A 23,355-nucleotide genomic window follows, 5' to 3' on the forward strand; every position below is an offset into this window, starting at 1 on the left:
CCTTGGGTGCATGAACACCCGCCGAAAGGACGCGCTGGTCGCGGCGGGCGCGCTGGCGGCGATCATGGCGGGCACATACGCGAACCTGTCGTGGTCGGGCCCCCAGGAACGGCCGCTCGACCCGGCGGGCCTGGCGCTGCTCGTGGCCGCGGCGCTGTCGCTCGCCTTCCGCCGCACCGCCCCGCTGGCGGCCGGGATCGTCGCCGCGGCCGCCGGGGTCGCCTACTACGCCGCCCACTATCCGGGCGTGTTCACCGCCGCGCCCGCGCTGGCCTCGATCTACACCCTCGTCGTGCTCGGCCGGCGCAGGGCGGCGATCTGGCTGGCGGCGGCGCTGACCGTGACCATGTACGGCCTCATGGCGCTGGCCCCCGAGGACCCTCCGCCGGGCAGCTGGATGGCGCTGCTGAGCGGCTGGCTGGTGGCCATGGTGCTGGTGGGCGAGGTGACCAGGAGCGGCCGGGCGTACCTGCGGGCGGTGGAGCAGCGCGCGCAGGCGATGGAGCAGCGGGCGGAGGCCGTGGAGCAGCGGGCGCTGGAGGCCGAGCGCACGCGGGAGGAGGCGGCGCTGCGCCAGGCGGGCGAGGAGCGGCTGTGGATCGCGCAGGAGCTGCACGACTCGCTCACGCACAGCATCTCCGTGGTCAACGTGCAGACCGCACTGGCCCTTGAGCTGCTGGAGCGCCGTCCTGAGCGGGTCAGGGAGGCGCTGGTGGCGATCAAGGAGTCGGGGCACGAGGCGATGAACGAGCTGCGTGCCACCCTCGGCGTGCTGCGCGCTCCCGAGGAGGTGGAGGCGGGGCTGTCCGGGCTGCCGCGCCTGGTCGCCAGGGCCGAGGGGGCGGGGCTGCGGGTGACGCACACCGTGCGCGGCGTCCCGTACGCGCCGGCGCCTGAGGTGGATCGGGCCGCGTACCGGATCGCCCAGGAGGCGCTGACCAACGTACTGCGGCACGCGGGCGCGGCGGCGGTCACGGTGACCGTCGAATACGCCGACTCGAAGATCGTGCTGCGGGTGGAGAACGACGGCGAGCCGGGCGTGGCCGGGCCGGGGATGGGGTTGATCGGGATGCGCGAGCGCGCGGTCGCCGTCGGCGGCTCGCTGACGGCGGGTCCGGGCGAGCACGGCGGCTTCACGGTACGCGCCGAACTCCCCGCCCGGGCCGCCGCATGAGCCCCCGGCACGGCGAGTTTCGCGCGACCGCCAGGACGCGCGACGCCCGCGCAGGGAGGCGGCCGTGATCCGGGTGCTGCTGGCCGACGACCAGCCGCTGATCCGGGCCGGCTTCAGGGCCCTGCTCGAACTCACCGACGACGTCGCCGTGGTCGGCGAGGCGGGCGACGGCGCGCAGGCGGTGGAGCTGGCCGGGCGGCTGCGGCCGGACGTGGCACTGCTCGACGTGCGCATGCCGCTGATGGACGGCATCCAGGCCACCCGCAGGATCGGCGCCACCCCTGAGCTGAACGACGTCCGCGTGGTGATCCTCACCAACTACGCCCTCGACGAGTACGTCTTCGCCGCGCTCAGAGCCGGCGCCAGCGGCTTCCTGCTGAAGGACATCGAGCCGGGCGACCTGCTGCGGTCGGTGCGGGTGGCGGCCAGAGGCGAGGCGCTGCTGTCGCCGTCGGTGACGCGCCGCCTGATCGAGGAGTACGTCAGCACCCCGCCCCGCCCGGCACCGTCCGCGCCGGGGCTGGACCGGCTGACCGGCCGCGAACGCGAGATCGTCGCCCTGGTCGGCAGAGGGCTGTCGAACGAGGAGATCGCCGCGCACCTGGTGATCAGCGGCGCCACCGCCAAGACGCACGTGAGCAGGTCGATGATCAAACTCGGCGTCCGCGACCGGGCCCAGCTGGTCGTCTTCGCGTACGAGTCGGGCCTGGTGGTCCCGGGGGCGAGCGCCTGACCGGCGAGCGCGCGGGGGCTCAGAAGGTCAGCAGGAAGTCGTAGCAGTTGAGCAGCCAGATCAGCAGCCACAGGGCGACGGCGGGCAGCCGGGCCGGCCTCCGCCACCTTCCGTCAGTCGGCACCTGATATCACAACGCCTTCCATGAACGGCGATGTCGTCCTCCCAGTCTGCGTCTTCACCGCCGCAGGCGCGCGTTTTCCGGTGCGCATTCTCCAGCGCGTATTCTCCAGCGCGTATTCTCCGGGCGCCGGAGAACAGGCGACGGAGAACAGGCGAAGGAACGGGCGGCGCGCGACAAAGGATTCCCCGAATGCGCTCCGGCAGAGGATCCGGTTTATATGCTCCATTGCACGGCCGACCTGGCGAGCCCGCAAAAGGAGCATTCATGGACAAAGACATTCCGGTCCTGTCCGATGCGCCGGTCGGGCTGGAGCAGGACGAGCTGGGCTTCGGCCGCTACGTCGACCCCCTGGTCCGGGTGATCACCGAGCCGGCGACCGAGACCCCGTTCACGATCGGCGTGTACGGCCCCTGGGGCAGCGGCAAGTCGAGCCTGCTGCGCATGCTGGACCAGCGCCTGGCCGCGGAGCATCCGGGCCGCACGATCAGGGTGCACTTCAACCCGTGGGTGCACCGGGGCGAGCCGCACCTGCTGCTGCCGCTGCTGCACGCGCTGCAGGACACCCTGGAGCAGGACGGACGCCACCGCCTGCGCGAGGCGGCGGGCCGGCTCGGCCACGTGATCGCCGGGCTGACCTCCGACACCCTGCTGCGCAAGGTCTCGGGCGGCGCGGTCACGCTCGACCGGATCGGCGAGCTGTCCAGGCAGTACGCCGAGCAGCGCGGCAAGGTGCACAGCGAGCTGCGCAACCTGCGGCGCACGCTGCAGGAGCAGGCCGACCGCGCCGCGGCCGACGACGCCCGGCTGGTGATCTTCATCGACGACCTCGACCGCTGCCAGGCGCACGAGATCGTGGATCTGCTGGAGTCGGTCAAGCTGTTCCTCGACCTGCGCCATGTCATCGTCATTCTGGCCGTCGCCAAAAATGTGGTCGATCAGGGCATTGCCATGAAATATCGGGAATTCGGATTCGAGGCCGCCCGACTCATGGAAATAGGCGACGAATATCTGGACAAGATTGTCCAGCTGCCGCTCACGCTGATGCCGATCGACCCCGGCGCCTTCCTCGATCGGTTGCCGCTGCCCGGCGGGCTGGCCACGTACCGGGAACTGCTGGCCGGGATCGTCGCCCCCAACCCGCGCCGCATCAAACGGGTGCTCAACACCTGCGCCGTCATGAGCGTCGTGGGCGGCCCGCCGCTGCGCGCCGACATCGTCATCAGGCTCGTCGTCCTGCGCGTCCAGAGCCCCGACCTGTACGACGCCATCGTGGCCCGCCCCCGCCTGGCCGCGGCGCTGGAGGACATGTACGCCGGCCGCCTCCCCCTCGACCGCCCCGACCGGCTCATCGAACGCTACGGCCAGGCCGAAGCCGAACCGATGGCCGCGGCCGTACGCAAATTCCACCGGTCGCAGGACTACCTCGGCGGCGTCTTCTGCGGCACGGCGTTCGCGGAGGTGAAGGACGAGCTCCCCGGCTATCTCACGATGCTGGGCCGCTGACGATGTTGTCGGAGCCGCTGCGCTACGAGCTGTACGGGCTGCGTCACGGCAACCCGTACCGGATCGAGCCGCTGGACCCGCTGGCCCGCGCGGGCGACCGCGCGCTGCTGGTGGACATCGACGGGTTCGTCTCGACGGAGGCGCTGCGCGCGTACCTGCGCGAGAGCGTGGCGGCGGGAGAGTCGGCGTTCGTGGTGGTGAGCGGGCGCGACTACACCGGCCGCACGACGATCGCCAACCACGTGCTGGACGTCTACCGCGAGGTCAGCGAACTGGATGACCGGCTGCTGGTCAGCCGGATCAAGGTGGGCCACAACCGCGACTTCGAGTGGGTGAAGGAGGCGATGGTGGAGCTGCAGAACGAGATCGAGGAGGCCGACCTGACGCTCTCCCCCGCGTTGACCGAGTCGCTCAACACCATCGAGGGCATCGACGAGGGCGTCTACCAGAGCCGTTACCGGGGGCTCGCCCGGCGGTTGCACGGGGAGCTGGCGGGGCAGGCCAGAGGACGGTGCTCGTTCGGGGTGGTGTTCGAGGGGCTGCGGCAGACGAGTCTGGTGGACGCGATGCGCAAGGTGTTCAAGAGCAGCCGGTCGATCGCGGTGTTCACGCACGGCGACTACAAGCACGCCAACACGCCCTCGTACGAGGAGCTGAGCCGGTTGGACGTCCACCTGATCAAGCTGGAGCCGCTGAAGGGCGAGCAGGTCCGCTGCCTGGCCGAGGAGCGCTGGCGGGCGGCCTCCGCGCTGCCGAGCCCGTTCCCGCCCGACAGCCTGGAGACGGCCTGGCCCGCGCCGACCCCGATCAAGTCGGTGGTCAAGACGCTGAGCCTGCTGCTGGACATCCGCCTCGGCTCGGCCGCCGACCACGGCCCCTGGCCGGACAACACCGAGCTGGAGATCCCGCACCGGTTCATGTTCTTCATGATCAGGATGCTGAACGAGCTGGGGGCGTCGTGAGGACGGCCACCGGCAACCCCTTCCCCGCGCGCGGCACCATGAGCATGGAGGAGCAGGTCAGGGACGCCGACATCCTCGACGCCCAGATCACCGGGCCGACCGTCGAGCTGCCCGCCGTGGCCGGCCTGACCGCGCTGGTCCGGCAGTACCTGGAGCAGCCGTCCTGCGGCCAGGTCGCGTTCCTGCACGGCGAGCACGGCACCGGCAAGACCCACACGATCAGGTACGCGCTCGGCGGCGAGACCGGCGCGCTCCGGCTCTACGCCAAGGCCCAGGACGGCGACTTCCGCGCCCTCTACCAGCGGCTCATGAGCCAGGTGGGCCGCGACCGGCTGCGCGAGCTGAGCCGCGGCTTCCAGGCGGTGCTGGCCGGCGAGGAGGCGGGCCTGCGCCGGCCGCCCGATCCCGGGCGGGCGGAGCTGCTGTTCACGGAGCTGCTGGTGGAGCCGGGCGCGGTGCTGGAGGCGCAGGCCGACGAGCTGGGCCGGGTGACCGACGACGGACAGGAGTTCCAGCGGGCGCTGACCTCGCTGCTGGAGCCCGCGATGGAGGAGGCCGCGTTCGCGTGGCTGGCGGGGCGCGACATCACGCCGACGGACGCGGCGCGGCTCGGCGTGTCCGGCCCGATGACCGACCCCAACCAGTGCCGCCACGGGCTGCAACTGCTGACCGCGCTGTGCGCCCGGGTCGGGCGGCCCGTCATCATCGTGGTGGACCAGTGCGAACGGTTCGTCCTCGGCCCGCCCTCGAACCTGGGTGTGCTGCACTCGCTGGTGGAACGCGTTCCGCAGGAGGGCGGGATGCTGCTGCTGTCGGGGAGCGGCTCGGTGTGGGCGGCACTGCCCGACGACCTGCGGCAACGGTTCGGCGCCAACCACCTGGAGACGGGGGTGCTGAGCCCGGGGCAGGCCCTCGCTCTCCTCCGCGCCTACCTGGAACGGGCTCACGTCCCCGGCGGTAGTCGGAGTGGCGGGTCAAGCGGGCCGAGCGGCAGACCGGGCGGACCGGGCGGCGGACTGGGCGGACCGGGGGGTGGGGTCGGGCCGTTCACGGAGGAGGGGCTGCGGGCGCTGCTGCGGCTGAGCGGCGGCAACGTGCGGGCCTTCCTGCAGCTGGCCTGGCGGGCGTTCCGGCTGGCCACCGCGGGGGGCGAGCGCGGCACGATCGACCGCCGTTTCGCCGACCGGGTCCTCGGCACGGGGGTCGCGATGAGGCAGGCCGCGGACCGGGCCGTGGAGGGGTGGCTGCTGGACGAGCGGGCCGGATACCGGCGCGACTGGCGGGACGGCGACGTCACGGCCGACTACGCGGTCCTGTCGGCGTCGGGGCCCCGGCTGCTGGTCCAGATCGTGGACGCCGTCTTCACCGCGCGGGAGGCGGCGGACCTGGCCGGCCTCATGGAACGGGTGCGGGCGCGGGGCTGGCCGGCCAGGATCGTGCTGGTCGTCGCGGGTTACGCCGCCCCCGAGGCGCTGCCGCTGCTGGAGCGGGCCGCCCACGAGGTCGTGGTGGTGCGCGGCGAACGGGATCTGCACCGGCTGCGCGGCTCGGTCAGGCCGCTGGTGCCGGACACGGGCGGGGTGTTCGACGGGCTGCCCTATCCGGGGGCCGAGCCGTTCTCCGAACGGGACGCGAAGGTGTTCTTCGGCCGCGAGGAGGCCGTCAGAGAACTGGCCGGGCTCCTGTCGGAGGCGCGGGAGCCGGTGGTGGTGACCGGGCCCACCGGCGTGGGGGCGTCCTCACTGGTCCGGGCCGGCCTGCTGCCCGCCCTGGCCGAGAACGGGGGGCGGGGGACGCGATGGCACGGCCTGGTCCTCGTCCCCGGCACCGCCCCGCTGAACGAACTGGCCGCGTCCCTGTCCGGCCTCGTGGACGGCCTGGACACCGCGACCGTCCTGGCCGCCCTCCGCGAACGCCCGGCAAGCGCCCGCTCGATAGCCGCCCAAGCCATCACCGCCCTCCAGGACGCCGCCTTCCCGGGCGACACACTCCCGGGTACCGCCTCGCCGACCGCCCCCCTCCCGGGTGACGGGCTGCCGGGTGACGGGCTGGTGCTGGTGGTGGATGGGTTCGAGGAGGTGCTGGCCGGGGCCGGGGCCGGGGATCCCGACACCGCCGCGTTCGTGGCGGCGTTGCATGCCGTCGCCGGCGGGCCGCACAACGTGGTGGTCGTGGTCGTGGTGAGTGCGCCCTTCGCCGAGCGGTGCGCGGCCTTTCCCGAGCTGGCCGGGCCCGCGTACGCACTCGGGCCGATGGGGCGCGGCGAGCTGCGGCGGGCGATCACGGGACCGGCGGAGGTGGCGGGGCTGGCCCTGGAGGAGGGGCTGGTCGACGCGGTGCTCGACGACCTGCGCACCCCGCGCGGCGCGCCGGAGCCGGGCGCGCTGCCGCTGCTGGCCCGGGCGATGCACACCACCTGGTGCCACCGCGACGGCGACCGGCTCACCCTGCGCGGCTACGCCGAGACGGGCGGCATCCGCAGGGCGGTGGTCGACGCCGCCGAGTCCGCCTACCTCGCGCTCGACGCCCCGCGTCAGGCCGTCGCCCGTACGGTGCTGCGCCGGCTGGCGGCGATCTCCCGCGACGGCCGGATCCTGCCCAGGCGGGCCGCGCTCGACGGCCTGCGGGCCGAACACGCGGACGCGGCCGGCGACCTCGACGCGGTGCTGCGGGCGCTGGCCGCCGCGCGGGTGGTCGTGGTGGACGCGGACGCGGTGCGGATGGCGCACGGGTGCCTGGCCGAGGACTGGCCGCGGCTGCGCGACTGGTTCGAGGAGGACCTGTCGGGCCAGATCATCTACGACCAGCTGCTGGACGACGCCGCCGCCTGGATGGACAGCCGGCGCAATCCGGAGTTCCTGTACCGGGGCACCAGGCTGGCCACGGTGCTGCGGGCGCGCGGGCGGTGGGAGGAGAGCGGCGAGCTGCCCCTGGACGACCGGGCCCGCCTGTTCCTGGAGGCCGGCGACCGGGCCCGCAGGAGACGCAGGACGGTCCGGGGCACCGCGCTGCTCGCGTTGCTGGTGACGGTGCTGGTGGCGGGCCTGAACGTGGCCAGCCTGACCACCGCGGAGCGCCGGTTGCGGATCGTACGGGACGACGAGGTGTCCCAGGGGCTGGCCGAGCAGAGCGCGCTGGTCAGCGACCCCGCGCTCTCGGCGCTGCTGGCCGCGCTGGCCTGGCGGGTCAGCCCCACGCCCGAGGCCCGTTCCGGGCTGCTGCGGGTGCTCGGCTGGCCGGCCAGGAGGTCGTCCTACCGCCTGGGCGATCCGGCGCTGGCGCTGGCGTTCGGCCGGGAAGGTGACATCGTCGCGGCCGAGGCGGCGAAGGACGGCGTCCGGCTCAGCGGGGTCCGGGTCCGGCGCAAGCCGGCCAGGATCGGCGGCGCCGGCTCGGTGGTGGCGTTCAGCCCCGACGGGCGCACCCTGGTGGTCGGCGGCGGCACGGGCGTGCGCGTCGTCGACCGCCGTTCCCTGGACGTGCGCGACCGCATCCCCACCCGCGCGAAGCCGTCGTCGCTGTCGCTGAGCCCCGACGGGCGCACGCTGGCGCTCGCCGTCGCCGGCGGGGTGCAGCTGGTGGACCTGGGCACGAAGGAGGTGACGATGCGCCTGAACGACAACGAGCCCGTGCTCGCCTCGGCCTTCAGCCCCGACGGCAGGACCCTCGCGACCGGGAACGCGGCCGGCGTGGTGCGCCTGTGGAACGTCCGGGGCGGCGACCAGCCCAGCGCGGCGCTGCTCGGCCACGTGAACCCGGTCACCTCGCTCACCTTCAGCCCCGACGGCAGGACCTTGGCGACCGGCGGCGCCGACGCCACCGTCCGGCTCTGGGACCTGGCGAGCAACCAGCCGATCAGCGTCTCCCCCACCGGGGAGCGCAGGACGGTGACCGCGCTGGCCTTCGCCGTGGACGCGCGGACCCTGGCCGGCGCCGACGACGGGGGCCGCGTGCGGCTGTGGAACGTCGAGCCGCCGGCCGACCTCGCCGGCGGCGCCTGCGCGCTCGCCCGCCGCGACCTCACCCCCGTCGAGTGGGCGAAGTACGTCCCCGCCGAGGTCGAACGCCGCAAGGCCTGCCCGGCGCGTTGACGGCGGCACCACCGCCGGAAGGCGCGCGAGGTGCGTGCCTTCCGGCGGTGGCCCTACCCGTTGACCGGTTTGCCCAGGGCGCTGCCCGCCAGCCAGTCCTCCCAGGACTTGGCCCACGGCGTCGGCCCGTTGCCGAATCGCAGCTTCCTGGAGGTTCCGGTGACCTCGATGATGTCCCCGCGCTGGGTGAACTCGTAGAACCAGCGCGCGTTGGCCGGGCTGGCGTTGACGCAGCCGTGGCTGACGTTCGAGCTGCCCTGCGCGCCGGTGGACCAGGGGGCGGCGTGGAAGAAGGTGCCGCTGTAGGTCATCCGGACGTTCCACTTCGTCTTGATCCGGTACTCGCCCGGCTCGCCGATGGTGGCCGAGTCCATGACGACGTCGGCGGCCTTCTCCTGTGCGATCATGACGCCGGAGTAGCTGTCGTCGCCCGGTCTGCCCAGGCTGACGGGGATGGTCTTGACGACCTCGCCGTCCTCGCGCACGACCGCCCGGTGCGACTTGGCGTCGACCTTGGTGATGTGCTCGGCCCCGACGGTGAAGCTCAACCGGCGATCCTTGGTGCCCCACACGCCCGGGCCCGCGCGCAGTCCGGCCAGGTGCGCCACGACCGTCACCTTCTGCCCGACCGGCCAGTACTCGCGCGGCCTGAACTGCACCTCGCGGTCGCTCACCCAGCTCCACGCGCCCTCGACCGGCTGCGACATCGTGACGACCAGCGACCGCTCGATCGCGGCCCGCTCCTGCTTGCCGGGGACCGGCCGTGACAGCAGGAGCTGCACGGGCATCCCGACGCCCACCTTCTCGCCGTCGAGCGGCGACATGCCGCTCTCCAGCGCCCGCCTGGGCTTGAGCGTGGTGAACGTGGAGCGTCCCGTCACCTGCTTGCCGTCGGTGCCGGTCGCCCGGGCATCGACCGTGTAGGTGGTCGAGGGCCGCAGCGGCCACCGGGGCCGCCACAGGCCGTCCGCGCCGACGGCGCCCTTGACCGGCCGGCCCTTGGCGTCGGCGACGGCCAGTTCGCCCAGCTTGCCGCCGGTGACCTTGACGCCGATCCCGGTGTCGGGGGCCACCTTCTCGGTGCCGTCGGCGGGCGTGAACGACAGCTTGGCCACGGGGGCCGTGGCCTGCGGGGGCCGGTCCGGCGACCCGCCGCCCGACGAGGTACAACCGGCGGTGACGAGCAGCGCCGCCGCCATGATGCCGGCGAATGTCTTTCTGGTCCGGCCGTTCCGCATCGCTGATGCCTCCCGCGCCTGACATGTAGGCAGTTCTTCACATTAGTTCGTTTGTCGGCGATCCGGCGGACTCCTGCCCGTATCGGCTTGACCCATGCGGACCGGGGGCGCGGCGCGTGTCAATGATCTTGATCCGGTGTTCGGCCGCCTACAATCATGGGCCGGTGGACTACTACCTGATCTCCCCGACGGCGGGCGACCCCTCACCCGCGGCCCTCCTGGTGGAGGAGTTCGTCCTGTGCGACGACTACACGGCGGCCGGCATCGACGGCGCCGAGTGGCAACCGGAGATCGGTGCCTGGTCCGCCTCCGCGGAGCTGAGCCGGGCCATCAGGGCCGACAGCGCGCTGCGGGGGCGGGTGACTCCGGTGAGCCGGCAGGAGGCCGCCGCCGCCTTCGCCCGGCTCGGCGGCGGCGGGCTGCCGGAGGAGGCCGGGCTGCGCACCCTCTTCCAGGAGCGCCGGCACCTGCCGACCACGGCCCCGCTCAACCTCGGCTCCGGCTCGGGAGCCCGCCGTTACCGGATCCTGTTCGCCGGGGAACTGGGCGAGGACGGCCTGGCCAACGCGCGCACGGCCCTGCGCCTCGAACCCACCGACCATCCCCGCGTGGTCGGCAAGGCATCGGTCAGCGCCGGCGGCCACGGCTTCACCTGGGAGCTGCGCCGGATCGGCGCGGGCATCGCCTGGTGCGTGGACGTGACCGCGCGGCTGGGCTCCGGCCCCGTCACCGCGCTCGGGGCGCTGCTGCACCATCACCGGCAGGTGGTGCGTGAGCAGGGCCTCATCCCCGTCACGGTCGAGCGGTTCGCCTGAGGAAAAATTCATCGGCCGGTGAGTGTCACATTCGTGCCCCGTATCCCGTCTTGTTGCTGAAGGTGAAAACAAGTCGTATGCGGGGTGGCGATGAAGGGCAGCTCACTGGCCGGAGCCTTGGACGACCGGCTCGGCGGAGCCGGATTCCTGAAGAAGGCGATGCGGAAGATCTTTCCCGACCACTGGACGTTCCTGCTGGGCGAGATCGCGCTGTACGCCTTCGTGGTGATCCTGCTCACCGGCGTCTTCCTGACGTTCTTCTTCAAGCCGTCCATGCAGGAGGTCGTCTACAACGGCAGCTACGTGCCGCTGCGCGGCGTGACGATGAGCGAGGCGTACGCGTCGTCGCTGGAGATCAGCTTCGAGGTGCGCGGCGGCCTGCTGATGCGGCAGATGCACCACTGGGCCACACTCATCTTCCTGGCCGCGATCGTCGTGCACATGCTGCGCAACTTCTTCACCGGCGCCTTCCGCAAGCCGCGTGACCTCAACTGGCTGATCGGCGTGGCCCTGTTCGCGCTGGTGCTGCTCAACGGGCTGTTCGGCTACTCGCTGCCGGACGACCTGCTGTCCGGGGCCGGGCTGCGCATCCTGCACGGGGTGATCATCTCGGTGCCGCTGGCAGGCACGTACGTGGCGACGTTCCTGTTCGGCGGGGAGTTCCCCGGCGAGGACATCGTCTCCCGCCTCTACAGCCTGCACGTGCTGCTCATCCCCGCCCTGCTGCTGGTGCTGCTCCCGCTGCACGCGGTGGTGCTGACGTGGCGGCAGACGCACACGCAGTTCCGCGCCAAGGGGCTGCGGAACGAGCAGGTTCGCGGCGCGCCGTTCTTCCCCGCGTTCCTGGCGAAGACGACGGTGTTCTTCCTGTGGGTGACCGGGGTGGTCGCGCTGCTCGCCACCGTCTTCCAGATCAACCCGATCTGGCTGTACGGGCCGTACCTGCCGAGCACGGTCAGCGCCGGCTCCCAGCCCGACTGGTACATGGGCTTCCTGGAGGGCGCGCTGCGGATCATGCCGCCGTGGGAGTTCACCGTCTTCGGCTCCACGGTGACGATGAGCGTGCTGATCCCCGCGCTCGGCGCGCCTGGCCTGCTGTTCACCGTGCTCGCGCTCTACCCGTTCGCCGAGCGGTGGATCACCCGGGACCACGCCGTGCACCACCTGCTCGACCGGCCGCGCGACGTGCCCAAGCGGGCGGGGCTCGGGGTCGCCGGGATCATGTACTACGGCGTGTTGTGGCTGGCCGGGGGCAACGACCTGATCGCCTCGAACTTCCACATCTCGCTCAACGCGACCACCTGGATCTTCCGCGTCCTCATCGTCGCCGGGCCGGTGCTCGGGTACGTGGTCACCCGGCGGATCTGCCTGGGGCTGCAGCTGCGCGACCGGCACATCGTCGCGCACGGGGTGGAGACCGGGGTGATCGTGCGCGGTCCCGAGGGCGGCTTCACCGAGATCGAACGGCCGGCGACCGAGGAGGAGACGGCGGTGCTGGTGCCCGCGGCTCTCCCCGCGCTGCCGCCCGCCCCGCCGGCCGACGGCGACGTACCGCCCCCGGCCGGGGAACGCGTCCGCCGCACCCTCCAGCGCTCCTGGCCCGGCTGACCACGCAGGTACATGGTCAGGGCACCGTGACGGCGGGCACCTCGACCGGGCCGGCGAGCGGGTTCAGCACGTCGGCCTGGGACTGCCCGGCCGGGACCAGCACGTCGAGCGCCTTCGGCACCGTGCCGGGGTCGGCCGCGCACAGCGGGTCCGTGCCGCCCTCGGCGCAGACCCCGAACGCGTACGGCTGCGGCGTCGCCGCGAACCCCCTGGCCTGGTCGGCACTGAACCCGTCCTGCCCGGCGAGCACGACGGCGAAGCGCCACCCCGGCCCCGGCGTCCCGAAGACGGCCCTGGGCAGGGCGATCGTGATCGTCCGCGTGGTGCCGGACGCGCGGACCGCGGCCCCGGACCGCGCCACGCCGTCGGCCGTCACCCAGACCGGGGCGGCGAAGCCCTGCGCCTCCACCCGCTGCGTCCAGGCGTCCGGCCCGGCGATGCGGTGATTGCGCTGCGGGAAGGCCGCGCCCGTCGAGCGGGCGGCCACCGCCGGGTCCTGGACGTACACGTCGAGGAGCTGGGCGCCCATCTGGTTGCCGAAGGTGGCCGTCAGGTCGCGCAGCTCGGCCCGCAGGTAGACGGTGGTGTCGTCGGTGATGACCTGGAATCCGCGCAGGTCGAACGCGCCGTCATGGAAGTCGGCGGCCGTCGGGTAGGCGTACGTGCCGGGACCGTCGTCGTCCCCCTCGGGATCGGTCACGTCCAGCACTGTCGTGGCGCCCGCGATGTCGCCGACGACCGAGCGCCGCGCGTAGGCGTCGCGGCCGTCCTGGGTGGCGGCCGTCACGGTGAGCACGACCTCCCCGAAGGAGACCGGCGCCGCTACGGTGAAGGCGCCGTCCGAGCCCGCGCGGGCCGAGACGACCTGGGTGGGCGCGCCGGTGTCGACGGGCGTGGCGGCCACCTCGACCCGCGCGCCGGGCGCGGTGGTGCCCTCGACCCGCACCGACGCCCCGGCGACCGCGGTGCCGTCGGCCGGGGCGGTGACGGTGAGCGGGATGCTCCGCGGCATGGTCGCGTAACGGCCGCGTACGACGTCGGGCTGCTCGACGGGCCGGCCGGACCCGAGCGACAGGATGAGCCGCACGGCCTGGGCCTGCGCCCAGGTCAGCGGGGAGGCCGAGCCCGCCGGGCCGCCGTCGCGGAATCCGATCGAGGCGACGGCGGGATCGGTCCCGTACGGGGAGGCGGGCAGGTCCCGGTTCTCCCACGCCTGCTCGGGGATCAGCCCGGTGCCCGAGGCCATGGCGCGCATGGCCGACAGCAGTGCGGAGGCGGAGCCCTGGTCGCCGGTCTGCAACGCGTGCTCGGCCCGCTCGCCGGCCAGCACCGGCCACACATGCCCTGAGCCGGCGTTCCCGGTCGGCCACGGTCTGCCCGACGGCGCGCAGTCGGTGGGGTCGGGCTCGTGGCAGTCGCCGTAGCCGTCCTCGGTGCCGGGGGTGTCGGAGCCGTAGCGGTACCAGCCGGGGCCGCGGGCCGTGTCGCGCCTGATCACCCGGTCCACGACGGGCAGGCTGGCCAGCACGTCGGGGTCGCGAGGCGGCAGGATGCCGAGGCGGGTCAGCTCCAGGAAGCCCGCGTCGACCACGCGGCGCTGGTCCTCGGTGGGGCCGCCGTTGCCCAGGTTGTACGACGAGGCCGCGTCCGGGTCGCCGGCGCGCGACAGGCGCAGGAAGTAGCGGGGCGCGTACGGGCCGGTCGTGGTGACCGTCCACGCCTTGACCGAGCGGGCGAAGTGGTCGGCCGTGGACCGGTAGAGCGCGGCCCTGGCCCGGTCGCCCTGCCTGGCGGCGATCTCCCCCGCCGCGACCAGCCCGGCGATCTCGGCCGCGATCGTGGACGGCGAGTAGCCCGACTGCTCCTCCCAGCGCTCCACGCCGAACGCGGGCCCGCGTGAGAGCACGAAGTCGGCCGCCGCCCGCACCCGCGGCCAGAGCTTCGCGTCGCCGGCCAGCCCCGCCTGGTAGGCCATCAGCAGCGGGTAGGCGGTCTCGTCGAGCTGGTCGCCGCCCGAATCGGGGGCGAGCTGGCCGTTGAGCAGGGAGTTGCGCGGCAGCCGGCCGTCCGGCAGTTGCTGGCGCTCCAGCAGGAAGCGGACCGTGGCGCGGGCGGTCGCCACGTCGCCGGCGGCGAGGAAGCCGGTGAACGCCTCGTACAGGTCGCGGGCGAACACCTCGCGGTAGGAGCCGAAGTAGATCGCCTTGCCCCCGACCAGCTCGCCCGCCCCGATCGCCTGCCCCCACGGGCTGGCCAGGGAGGCCACGACCGCGCCGGGGAACGTCTTGTCCTCGCTGGCCTTGAGCACGTTGGCCGACAGCCGGTAGAAGTCGCCCAGCGCGTTCGGCGGCCGGCGCAGCCCGGCGTCGTAGGCGGCCCAGCCGGACTCGTAGCGGGCGCGGGTGGCGTCGAACGGGCGGCCGGCCGCCTCGCCGGCGGTGCGCAGCGCGGCTGCCCTGGTGCGGCCGAAGCCGAGCGCGAACGTCACCTCGCCCCTGCCGTCGATCGGCAGGCGGGCGGTGGCGACCACGTTGCCGGCCGGGGCGTCGGTGTACGGGGTCAGCCGACGGTCCGCGTCGAGCTGCGCGGCGCCGTCGCCGGCGGTGCCGGCGTATCCGACGCTCGCCTCCGGCAGCCGGCGTCCGGCCCGCAGCGCCAGGTGGGTGGGCACGGCGTAGTCGCGGGCCGGGGCCGAGGTCTCGGTGGTGGTGTCCCAGATCACGGGCGCGCCGGTAACGCCGTCGATCGTGCCGCTGTCGGCGCCGCCGTCGGGCTCGCCACCGCCTCCGTTGCCGTTGACGCTCGCGTCGAGCCGGACGTAGAGGCGCAGGCCGGCGGGCTGGAGCCGGGTGCGCACCACGACGGCGTCGCCGCCCGGGTCGGTGACGTAGGTGGTGGTCAGGCGGTAGCGGCCGCTCTTGCTGGCCGAGGTGATCGTGCAGGTCATGCCGGAGCGGTCGGTGCTCACCTGGTAGGTGGTGTCGCGGGCCTGCAGCTCGGTGAACGTCCTGCCGTCGGTGACGACGAACTGCATGGTCTCGACGTTCGTGTTGTCGATCGTCGGCTCGTACACGTCGGACAGGACGCCGCCCGCGACCGTGTACCAGACCTTGGAGGCCCGGCCGGTGGCGGTGCCCACGCAGTCCTTCCTGGCCGCGCCGAAGTGCGAGCCCGCCCCCGGCCCGCCCGGCGCGGGGGCCAGGGCGAGCACCGGATCGACGGGGACCGTGACGAAGGCGGCGGTGATGAGCAGGGCAAGGACGGTGCGGCGGATCGCGGGCATGCCAGAGCTCCCCTCCCGACCCCGATGGAACGAGACAAGACCAGCCCCGGTCCCCTGTCAAGCCCGCACGCCGCCCGCCGGGGCGTCCACGCCCCGGTCCAGGGCGAGGCCGCGCGTCTCCTGGTTCCCGCCGACCACGGCGATGGGGCGGTACGGCAGGCCGGCTCGGTGAGCCGGTCGGGATGGCGTCCCCTCTCCGGCCGCTTCATCCGGAAAGCGGCTTTGCGCGAACCAGGTGCGAACGGCGGCAGTCCAACACCTTGGAACGATCCTGGCGCTCGCCGGGGTCGTCGCTCAGGGGGCGCACCGGGGGCGGTGCGCGAGGGGGCAGAAATGAACATCGGCACGAAGCCGCGCCCGCCCGCAGGGGCCGGGGCGCGGCGGGGGACGACGCGACTACTCACCGCAGCCGCTCTGGTGACGGCTGCCTGCGGCTACCTGACCATCACCCCGGGCCCGGCAAAGGCCACGTCGGGAGCAGCGCAGGTCAGGGCGGTGGCAGGGCTGGGCGTGGGGGGTATGACACCGGACTCCGCCCAGCCCGAGACACGGCAGGCCGAGGGCGGGGTGTCGCCGGGCGCGTTATCGGTCGCCGTGCGGGCGGCGTGGGCGAGGGCGACGGGGGCGGTGGAGGTGGCGGGGGCGGCCTCGATCGCGCCGGTGCCGGCCGCGATCAGCGGCGTCACCGCCGAGCAGGCCAGGCCCGTCGACTGCCGCCGGGTCAAGTGCGTGGCGCTCACGTTCGACGACGGGCCGGGCCGGTACACGGACGCGCTGCTGCGGCACCTGGCGAAGCACCGGGCGCGGGCCACGTTCTTCGTCGTCGGCCAGAACGTCGCCGCGAGCCCGGGCATCGTGCGCAGGACGTACGCGGCGGGGCACGAGATCGGCAGCCACACCTGGTCGCACCCGGACCTGACGAAGCTGTCCGCCGTCCGGGTGCGGTCGCAGCTCGCCCGTGCCGACCAGGCGATCAAGGCGGTCATCGGGGTCCGGCCGAGGCTCGTCCGGCCGCCGTACGGGGCGTTCAACGCGGCCGTCCGCCATCAGACCAGACGCCCCATCGTGATGTGGAGCCTGGACACCCTGGACTGGCGCCTGCGCGACAGCGCCAAGGTGGCCCGCAAGGCGCTCAAGTCGGTGCGGCCCGGCAGCGTCATCCTTTTCCACGACATCCACCCGTCGACGGTGCGGGCGATGCCGCGGATTCTGCGAACCCTGTCCAAGCGCGGCTACCGCTTCGTCACCGTCAGTCAGCTTTACCGCGGCAGGCCGCCCAAGCTGGTGTACGGCGCCCAGTGACCGGAACCGGTCTCACCTGCACCTTCGTTCCGCGAAGGCGTGACTTCGCTCCCTTGGCCCCGGCCACGGGCGGGCGCTGATCCGAAGGTCCGTCGCGTTGGGTGAACCGCGCCGACGAACCCGCCGTATCTGTCGGTGTGAGCGGTGAACGCGCATGAGCCCCGACCAGAAAGGACGCGGCACCGGCAGCAGGGACACCGCGCAGGCCGGCCGGCCCGGCCTGCGCGGGCTGCGGGCGGCGGTGTTCGCGGCCGTCTGCGTGCTCGCGGCGCTGGGCATGCACGTGCTGGCCGGCGGGCCGATCGCCGGTCTCGGAACCATGCTGGCGGCCACGGCGGTGACGGCGGCGGGCGCGTACGTGCTGGCCCGCCGCAGACGCTCCCCCGGCACGCTGCTCACCGCCTCCTTCGCCGCCCAGTACGGGATGCACCAGCTGTTCGCGTCGGGCGAATCCTCCTTTTTCTCCGCACTGTCCCCCGGCGGCGGCGAGCACGGCTCGCACCTGTTCGCCGGCCACCACGAGGACGGCCTGTTCGCCTGGGCGGGCATGCTGCTGGCCCACGCCCTGGTCGCGGCGGTGTCGGCATGGTGGCTCGATCGCGGTGAGACGGCGCTGGCCGCCCTGCTGCTGTTGCTCGGCTGCTCGGTGCGCGAGCTGCTGTGGGCGCTGCTGATCGCCCGTGCCGCCGCGCCCCCGGCGTACGCCCGTGTCGCCCGCCCGATCGCGGCGGACCGCGCGAAGATCCGCGACTCCCAGGTGCTGGCCTGGGCTCTGTGCCGCAGGGGACCGCCCTGCCCGGGACTGGACTGACCCGACGTCTCACGGCGCCCGGCCCCGCATGCTTCCGCCGGGCGCGTCCGTCGCCGGCGCGCCGGCCCAGGCATGAGCCTGTCCGCGCGCCGCACGGTTCCCCTGCCTGGATCCGGCGCGTACGCCCGCTCCGCGCGACCCCTGGTCGCCCGGTTCGTGCGTGTACGCCCCTCCACGCGGTCCCCCCTTTGCCCGGTCCCGGCGCGCCTTCGTACCGCCATGCGCGCCGGACGGAACGGAGCTCTCATGACCTCAGTCGAAACCCGCGCGGAAGCCACCGCACCCGTCCCCTCTCCCCCGCCGACGTCATCCGCCTCCCAGCGCTACCGGGTCGTCTGGCGCTGGCACTTCTACGCCGGCCTCTTCGTCGCCCCCGTCCTGCTCGTGCTGGCGATCACCGGCTCGATCTACCTGTTCAAGGAGCCCTTCGAGGAGTGGCGCTACCAGGACGTCCGCACGCTGGCCGAACCCGCCGCCACGGCCCGCCCCCTGTCGGAGCAGATCACCGCCGCCCAGCAGCTACGTCCGGGCACGCCCGTCATGTCCGTCATCCCGCCCACGTCCCCCGACCGCACCACCCGCGTCATCCTTCAGGGCACCGACACCGGCCCCTTCGCCCAGGGCATCTCGGTCTACGTCAACCCCGGCACGGCGCAGGTGGTCGGGGAGATCGACGACGCGGCCACGTTCATGCGTGTCGTGCGCACGATCCACGGCGAGCTGATGTCAGGGACGGCCGGCGACCGGGTCGTGGAGATCGCCGCCTGCTGGGCGCTGATCCTGGCCGCGACCGGCACGTACCTGTGGTGGGGGGGCCGGCGCAAGCGGGTCAAGGGGGCGCCGGTCAGGAAGATGCGGAGCGGGCGGGCGAAACTGCGCCGGCTGCACGTCACGGCCGGGATCGGCGGGGGCGCGGTGGTCCTGTTCCTCGTGCTCTCCGGTCTGCCGTGGTCGGGCGTGTGGGGTGACGGGCTGCAGCGCATCGAGGCGGGCACCGGCTCGACGTACCCGAGCGCCGACGACTACCCCAACACCTCCACGCCCCTGTCCGGCGACCTGTCGGCCAACCCCGACGCCAAGGTGCCGTGGGCGGCCGAGCGGCTGCCCGTGCCCCCATCAGACAACACGTCTGGCAACACGTCCGGCGACACGTCCGGCGACGCGCACGCCGGGCACGGCGCGACGCACGGCGTGCTGCAGCCGGGAGCGCTGCCCGTCGAGAACGCCCTGGCCGCCGCCCGGCCGGCGATCCGGAGGTGCCCGCCGGCCGAATGCGACGTCAAGGTGCTGCTGCCGGATGGGCCCGAGGGCGTCTACACGATCGTGACCGACCCCCGCCGCGACCCGGCGGACGCGCAGACCTTGCACGTCGATCAGTACAGCGGGAAGGTGCTGACCTCGTACGGCTGGGACCAGTACGGCGTGCTGGCCAAGGCCGTCGAGCAGGGCGTCGCGCTGCACGAGGGCCGCAGATACGGCGTGGTGAACCTGCTCGTGATGCTGGGCGCCTGCCTGACGATCATCACGCTCGTGGTCACGGGGACGTGGATGTGGTGGAAGCGCCGCCCGCGCGGCCGCGCCGGCGCCCCCGCCCGCGCCACGGACCGGCGCACCGCCTACGGGGTGATGGCCATCATGGCGGTGCTGGGGCTGCTGTTCCCGCTGGCCGGGGTGACGATGATCGTGGTGCTGCTGGTGGACTGGCTCGTCCTGCGGCGCATCCCCAAGCTGGCCCGCGTGTTCGGCTGACATCGCCGATGCCGGGCGCGGTCCCGTTCTGAACGGGGCCGCGCCCAGCGGTCATGCGGCGCGGTGGGTCAGGACAGCAGGCCGGCCAGCGCCAGCGCCGCCTCCGGATGCCCGTCCAGCAGCGCGCTCACCTCGGGATAGCCGTCGGCCGGCCCGGCGCCGGGCGCGGCCCACTCGCCCGCGCACCCCAGCAGCCCGGCCACCGCGTCACACGCGGCCGGATGCGCCAGCAGCAACTCGGCCACCGGCCCCGACGCCATCGGAGCGGCGCCGGCGGCCGAGGCCGGCTTGGGACGGGCCTCCCAGGGCGGCGTCCAGGTGTCGGCGGCGGTCAGCGAGCCGGGGAACGTGCGCCCGGCCTCGCGGACGAGCACCGGCACCAGCTCCGCCGCCCCCTCCCGCAGCGTGGTGATCAGCTTGGGCAGCCAGGGCAGCAGCACGCCGTCGGGCAGACGGCCGAACGCCTTGGAGATCACCTCCACCACGAACCCCGACAACTGCGGCACCGGCTCCATGGCCTGCACGAACCCGATGATGTACTGCGGGAACGACGGGATGACCAGCGGGTTGGCCAGCAGCTCGTCCGCGCGGGAGCGCAGCTCGGCCAGCGGCAGCAGCCCGAGCTGGTGCCGGGCCGCCCACAGCAGCGCCACCTTGGCCGGCGCCTCCGGGTGCGACTGCTGCACCGCCAGCTCCAGCTGAGCCCGGTCGCAGCCGAGCGCCAGCGCGAGGCTCTCCATCGAGAACAGGAACCCGAGCATGGCCGACACCTGCCGCACCCCGGTGTCGTCGTCCACGAAGGCCGTCGGCAGCAGCGTGCAGTAGTGGGCGTATCCGCTGGTCGCGAACGCCTCGCACCAGGCGGGCAGCTCCGGCTCGGCCGACCGGTAGTAGGCCATCAGCCGCCGGATCCGGCGCAGCACCTCCGGCGCGTCGTCCACGGTGCGTTCGGCCGCGAGCAGCTCCACCGCCCGCGCGCCGAGCTCGTCGGCGAAGCGCCGGCTGCCGAGGAACAGGATCGCGTCCTCGACCGCCGCCAGCGCGACGGCCGCGGTGGCCTTCTGATCCCACACCGAGCGCCGCAGCCGCTGCTCCAGCACCTGCTCGATGGTGACGCCCTCGTAGCCGAGCTCGATGATCGAGCGCTGGTGCTTGCCGAACGACAGGTCCCAGCTCTCCTGGATCGAGCGTTCGCCCAGCTTGCGCTCGCCCATGATGGGCCGGACCGCGTCGGACGGCAGCAGGTGGCGCAGCATCCACAGCAGGTCGGAGCAGGGCACCAGGTCGGGCTCCGCCTGAAGGTTGAGCAGCGCCCGCTGGATCGTGCGCTTCTCCAGGTCGAGCCCGAGCGGCGCGAGCCGGTCGTAGACGTTCCTGGCCAGCGGCGGCAGCGCGTCGTAGCCGACCTCGCCGACGCGGTCGCCGCCGAGCAGGATCTCGCACAGCCGCCGCACGTCGCGCCGCCCGGGCACCGAGTCCTTCTCGATGCAGGTGATGGCGGCGTCCTGGAAGTCGTACGGGGTCGGCCTGGCCCGGTTGCGCATGCCCGCCAGCAGGATCGAGGTCTCGTAGACCGCGATCGCGTCGGCGGTGCTGGCCAGGTAGCCGTTGCGCCGGGCCAGCCGGACGATGTCCACCGACCAGCCGAGCAGTTCGGCCTCGTCGAGCGCGTCGAGGGCCGGCGGGCTGGACAGGAACCCGGTCAGCTTGTCGGCCACGTCACCCTGCGGGACGGGCGCCGGCAGCTTGGCCGGGCGCTTGCGCGCGCCCTTCTGGCCTTGGAGCTGGAACGGGGTCAGCCTGCCGCGGGTGAGCGCCTTGGACCAGGTCGCCGCCGCGATCGAGACCGAGCCGGGGGCCAGCCCGAACTGCGCCTCGATGGCCGAGTGGCTGGACGGGATGAGGCCGTACAGCCATTTGGTGCCGGTGCGCGGGCTGATCTCGAACGGCGCCTCGGACCTGACGCCGAACTGCTCGACGTGACTGGCGGCATGGAAGGCGCCGCACACGTACAGGCAGTCGGCGGGGTCGGCGCCCGAGGCGGACAGGTGCTCGCGCATCCTGGTCCACATGTAGCGCTCGCGGTCCTCGTCCACGGCCAGCCGGCCGCCGCCGGGGCCAAGCCGGCGGAACAGGCTGCCGATCAGCACCATGACCTGGCGGTAGGTCTCGTAGTCGGCTCCGGACAGCGGCTGCTCGACATACTGGTCCCACCACTCCGACCAGTGGCGCACCTTGCCGTGGTGCAGCAGGTGCTCCTCCAGCTCGGCGAAGCGGGGACGCAGGTCGCCGATCTCGACACCCACCGCGTCGCCGTGCAGGCCCGCCTCCTCCTCCTTGGCGGCGGTCTGCGGCTCCTCTCCCGGAGCCCACTGGAAGACGTGGTCGGTCGAGCGGTCCACCAGCACCAGCTCGACGCCCGGGGTCTCCAGCGCGTACGAGATGGCCTGGTACTCGGCGGACGCCTCCGTGATGGGCGCCACCACGCTGAGCGGCGCCCACGACTTCGGGAAGCCGTCGATGTCCGTCGCGAACGCCTGCAGTGCCACCGGCAGCCGGCAGTTGCGCAGCTCGGTCAGCAGCGGCTGCAGGTCCTCACAGAGCTCCAGGTAGATGACCTTCGGCTGCTTCTCCCTGAGCCTGCGCACCATCGCCAGCGCCGAGGCCGGCGAGTGGTGGCAGACCGGGAAGATCTCCAGCTCCTCGCGCAGCGCCCGGTCCACGTCGTCCACCAGGCCCGACAGGATGCCGGACACGGCCACGGGACCCTCGGCGAACTGCTCGGCCGCGCCGAGCAGCTGCTCGCGGAGCGAGCCGAAGGGGCTCGGCTGGTCGATCATGAGAGCGTGGCGATGGCCTCGCGGCCGCCCTCGAGGAACTCCGGCCACTCGCCGCCGTCCTTCTTGCTGCGTGGCTCGACCACCCCGTGCCAGTACTTGTTGAGGATCGCCAGGTCCTCGGGGCTGCGCCGGGCCAGCGAGCCGACCAGCGAACCGGCCAGCGTCTGCGCGCGCAGCACCCGGTCGCCGAAGAAGTGGCTGTGCAGGATGGCGTCCTCCAGCACGCCGATCTGCTCGGCCGTGGACAGCGCCGACTCCAGCTTGTCGTCGTCGCTGGTGGCCGAGGACGCCGCCGAACGCAGGTCGGCGAAGCTCTGCAGCAGGATGTCCAGCAGTGTGGGCGGCAGGTCCAGCTCGATCCGGTGCCGGCGCAGCAGCTCCTCCGTACGGAAGCGGACGATCTCCGCCTCGCTCTTCTTGTTCGTCACGACCGGGATGCGGACGAAGTTGAAGCGGCGCTTGAGCGCGGAGGACAGGTCGTTGACGCCCCGGTCGCGGCTGTTGGCGGTGGCGATGATGGAGAAGCCGGGCTGGGCGAAGACGATGTTGTCGTCGTCGAGCTCGGGGATGGAGACGTACTTCTCCGACAGGATCGAGATGAGCGCGTCCTGCACGTCGCTGGTGGAGCGGGTCAGCTCCTCGAAGCGGCCGATCACGCCGCCCTCCATCGCCGTCATGATCGGCGAGGGGATCATCGACTCGCGGGACTGCCCCTTGGCGATGACCATGGAGACGTTCCACGAGTATTTGATGTGGTCCTCGGTGGTGCCTGCGGTGCCCTGGACGACGAGCGTGGAGTTGCGGCAGATGGCCGCGGACAGCAGCTCGGCCAGCCAGCTCTTGCCGGTGCCCGGGTCGCCGATCAGCAGCAGGCCCCGGTCGGAGGCCAGGGTCACGATGCTGCGCTCGACGAAGCTGCGGTCACCGAACCACTTCTGCGGGATCTCCCTGTCGATCCCGTCGGCGCGCTCGGAGCCGAGCACGAACATCCGGATCATGCGGGGGCTGAGCCGCCACGAGAACGGCTTGGGGCCGTCGTCGATCGACTCCAGGTAGTCGAGCTCCTCGGCGTACTTCACCTCTGCGGGGGCACGCAGCATATCGTCACTCATTCGCGGTCTC

14 protein-coding genes are annotated in these 23,355 nt (G+C 73.2%); 10 read left to right on the plus strand and 4 right to left on the minus strand.

Annotated features, from left to right (window positions below):
* Positions 1-10: 10 nt before the first annotated feature.
* The 5 genes from OIE67_RS33565 (at position 11) to OIE67_RS33585 (ending at position 8,587) form a co-directional block, all read left to right on the plus strand.
* Positions 11-1,174 (plus strand): sensor histidine kinase, encoded by a 1,164-nt coding sequence (locus tag OIE67_RS33565; protein WP_326628042.1) that lies wholly within the window; start codon positions 11-13, stop codon positions 1,172-1,174.
* A gap of 64 nt (positions 1,175-1,238) precedes the next feature.
* Entirely contained in the window at positions 1,239-1,907 is a 669-nt protein-coding gene (locus OIE67_RS33570) for a response regulator transcription factor (protein ID WP_326628044.1), read from the plus strand.
* Positions 1,908-2,295: 388 nt separating this feature from the next.
* Positions 2,296-3,534, plus strand: a complete 1,239-nt coding sequence (locus tag OIE67_RS33575) for a KAP family P-loop NTPase fold protein (RefSeq protein WP_326628046.1) — start codon at positions 2,296-2,298, stop codon at positions 3,532-3,534.
* 2 nt (positions 3,535-3,536) lie between these two features.
* Positions 3,537-4,496: a hypothetical protein gene (locus OIE67_RS33580; RefSeq protein WP_106235825.1), complete on the plus strand. Its 960-nt coding sequence runs from the start codon at positions 3,537-3,539 to the stop codon at positions 4,494-4,496.
* Positions 4,493-8,587 (plus strand): AAA family ATPase, encoded by a 4,095-nt coding sequence (locus tag OIE67_RS33585; RefSeq protein ID WP_326628048.1) that lies wholly within the window; start codon positions 4,493-4,495, stop codon positions 8,585-8,587. Before OIE67_RS33580 ends, OIE67_RS33585 begins: the two co-directional genes overlap by 4 nt.
* A 53-nt stretch (positions 8,588-8,640) precedes the next feature.
* Here OIE67_RS33585 and OIE67_RS33590 read toward each other — a convergent pair whose 3' ends face one another.
* The gene (locus OIE67_RS33590; RefSeq protein WP_326628049.1) at positions 8,641-9,825 is read right to left on the minus strand and encodes a L,D-transpeptidase; all 1,185 of its coding nucleotides are present in this window, start codon (positions 9,823-9,825) and stop codon (positions 8,641-8,643) included.
* Positions 9,826-9,989: 164 nt separating this feature from the next.
* On the opposite strand from OIE67_RS33590, the gene OIE67_RS33595 reads away from it, so the two are divergent.
* Together OIE67_RS33595 and qcrB are read left to right on the plus strand one after the other, a co-directional pair.
* The gene (locus tag OIE67_RS33595; protein ID WP_106235822.1) at positions 9,990-10,640 is read left to right on the plus strand and encodes a hypothetical protein; all 651 of its coding nucleotides are present in this window, start codon (positions 9,990-9,992) and stop codon (positions 10,638-10,640) included.
* A gap of 90 nt (positions 10,641-10,730) precedes the next feature.
* On the plus strand, positions 10,731-12,248 hold the full coding sequence (gene qcrB / locus OIE67_RS33600; protein ID WP_326628051.1) for a cytochrome bc1 complex cytochrome b subunit: 1,518 nt from the start codon (positions 10,731-10,733) through the stop codon (positions 12,246-12,248).
* A 16-nt stretch (positions 12,249-12,264) separates the two neighbouring features.
* On the opposite strand, the gene OIE67_RS33605 is transcribed toward qcrB, so the two are convergent.
* Positions 12,265-15,531, minus strand: coding sequence for a glucodextranase DOMON-like domain-containing protein (locus tag OIE67_RS33605; protein ID WP_326628052.1), 3,267 nt, complete (start codon positions 15,529-15,531; stop codon positions 12,265-12,267).
* Between the two features lie 333 nt (positions 15,532-15,864).
* Here OIE67_RS33605 and OIE67_RS33610 point away from each other — a divergent pair, with 333 nt between their 5' ends.
* From OIE67_RS33610 to OIE67_RS33620, 3 genes are all read left to right on the plus strand, one after another.
* Positions 15,865-16,833, plus strand: a complete 969-nt coding sequence (locus OIE67_RS33610) for a polysaccharide deacetylase family protein (protein ID WP_326628054.1) — start codon at positions 15,865-15,867, stop codon at positions 16,831-16,833.
* Between the two features lie 154 nt (positions 16,834-16,987).
* Positions 16,988-17,644, plus strand: a complete 657-nt coding sequence (locus OIE67_RS33615) for a hypothetical protein (RefSeq protein ID WP_326628056.1) — start codon at positions 16,988-16,990, stop codon at positions 17,642-17,644.
* Positions 17,645-17,890: 246 nt separating this feature from the next.
* Positions 17,891-19,393 (plus strand): PepSY-associated TM helix domain-containing protein, encoded by a 1,503-nt coding sequence (locus tag OIE67_RS33620; RefSeq protein WP_326628057.1) that lies wholly within the window; start codon positions 17,891-17,893, stop codon positions 19,391-19,393.
* Positions 19,394-19,461: 68 nt separating this feature from the next.
* Here OIE67_RS33620 and OIE67_RS33625 read toward each other — a convergent pair whose 3' ends face one another.
* Together OIE67_RS33625 and OIE67_RS33630 are read right to left on the minus strand one after the other, a co-directional pair.
* Entirely contained in the window at positions 19,462-22,233 is a 2,772-nt protein-coding gene (locus tag OIE67_RS33625; RefSeq protein WP_326628060.1) for a DUF5682 family protein, read from the minus strand.
* The gene (locus tag OIE67_RS33630; protein ID WP_106235806.1) at positions 22,230-23,345 is read right to left on the minus strand and encodes an ATP-binding protein; all 1,116 of its coding nucleotides are present in this window, start codon (positions 23,343-23,345) and stop codon (positions 22,230-22,232) included. The genes OIE67_RS33625 and OIE67_RS33630 overlap by 4 nt, the downstream gene beginning before the upstream one ends.
* Positions 23,346-23,355 lie beyond the last annotated feature (10 nt).

It is taken from the genome of Nonomuraea fuscirosea (genome assembly GCF_035917475.1).
Classification (GTDB): Bacteria; Actinomycetota; Actinomycetes; order Streptosporangiales; family Streptosporangiaceae; genus Nonomuraea; species Nonomuraea fuscirosea.

Bases quoted from the DNA above. Each gene is read 5' to 3' on its own strand.
- OIE67_RS33620 (WP_326628057.1), top strand. From the start codon at position 17,891: ATGACCTCAGTCGAAACCCGCGCGGAAGCCACCGCACCCGTCCCCTCT.
- OIE67_RS33630 (WP_106235806.1), bottom strand. From the start codon at position 23,345: ATGAGTGACGATATGCTGCGTGCCCCCGCAGAGGTGAAGTACGCCGAG.
- OIE67_RS33565 (WP_326628042.1), top strand. From the start codon at position 11: ATGAACACCCGCCGAAAGGACGCGCTGGTCGCGGCGGGCGCGCTGGCG.
- OIE67_RS33610 (WP_326628054.1), top strand. From the start codon at position 15,865: ATGAACATCGGCACGAAGCCGCGCCCGCCCGCAGGGGCCGGGGCGCGG.
- qcrB (WP_326628051.1), top strand. From the start codon at position 10,731: ATGAAGGGCAGCTCACTGGCCGGAGCCTTGGACGACCGGCTCGGCGGA.
- OIE67_RS33625 (WP_326628060.1), bottom strand. From the start codon at position 22,233: ATGATCGACCAGCCGAGCCCCTTCGGCTCGCTCCGCGAGCAGCTGCTC.
- OIE67_RS33580 (WP_106235825.1), top strand. From the start codon at position 3,537: ATGTTGTCGGAGCCGCTGCGCTACGAGCTGTACGGGCTGCGTCACGGC.
- OIE67_RS33605 (WP_326628052.1), bottom strand. From the start codon at position 15,531: ATGCCCGCGATCCGCCGCACCGTCCTTGCCCTGCTCATCACCGCCGCC.
- OIE67_RS33590 (WP_326628049.1), bottom strand. From the start codon at position 9,825: ATGCGGAACGGCCGGACCAGAAAGACATTCGCCGGCATCATGGCGGCG.
- OIE67_RS33575 (WP_326628046.1), top strand. From the start codon at position 2,296: ATGGACAAAGACATTCCGGTCCTGTCCGATGCGCCGGTCGGGCTGGAG.
- OIE67_RS33615 (WP_326628056.1), top strand. From the start codon at position 16,988: ATGAGCCCCGACCAGAAAGGACGCGGCACCGGCAGCAGGGACACCGCG.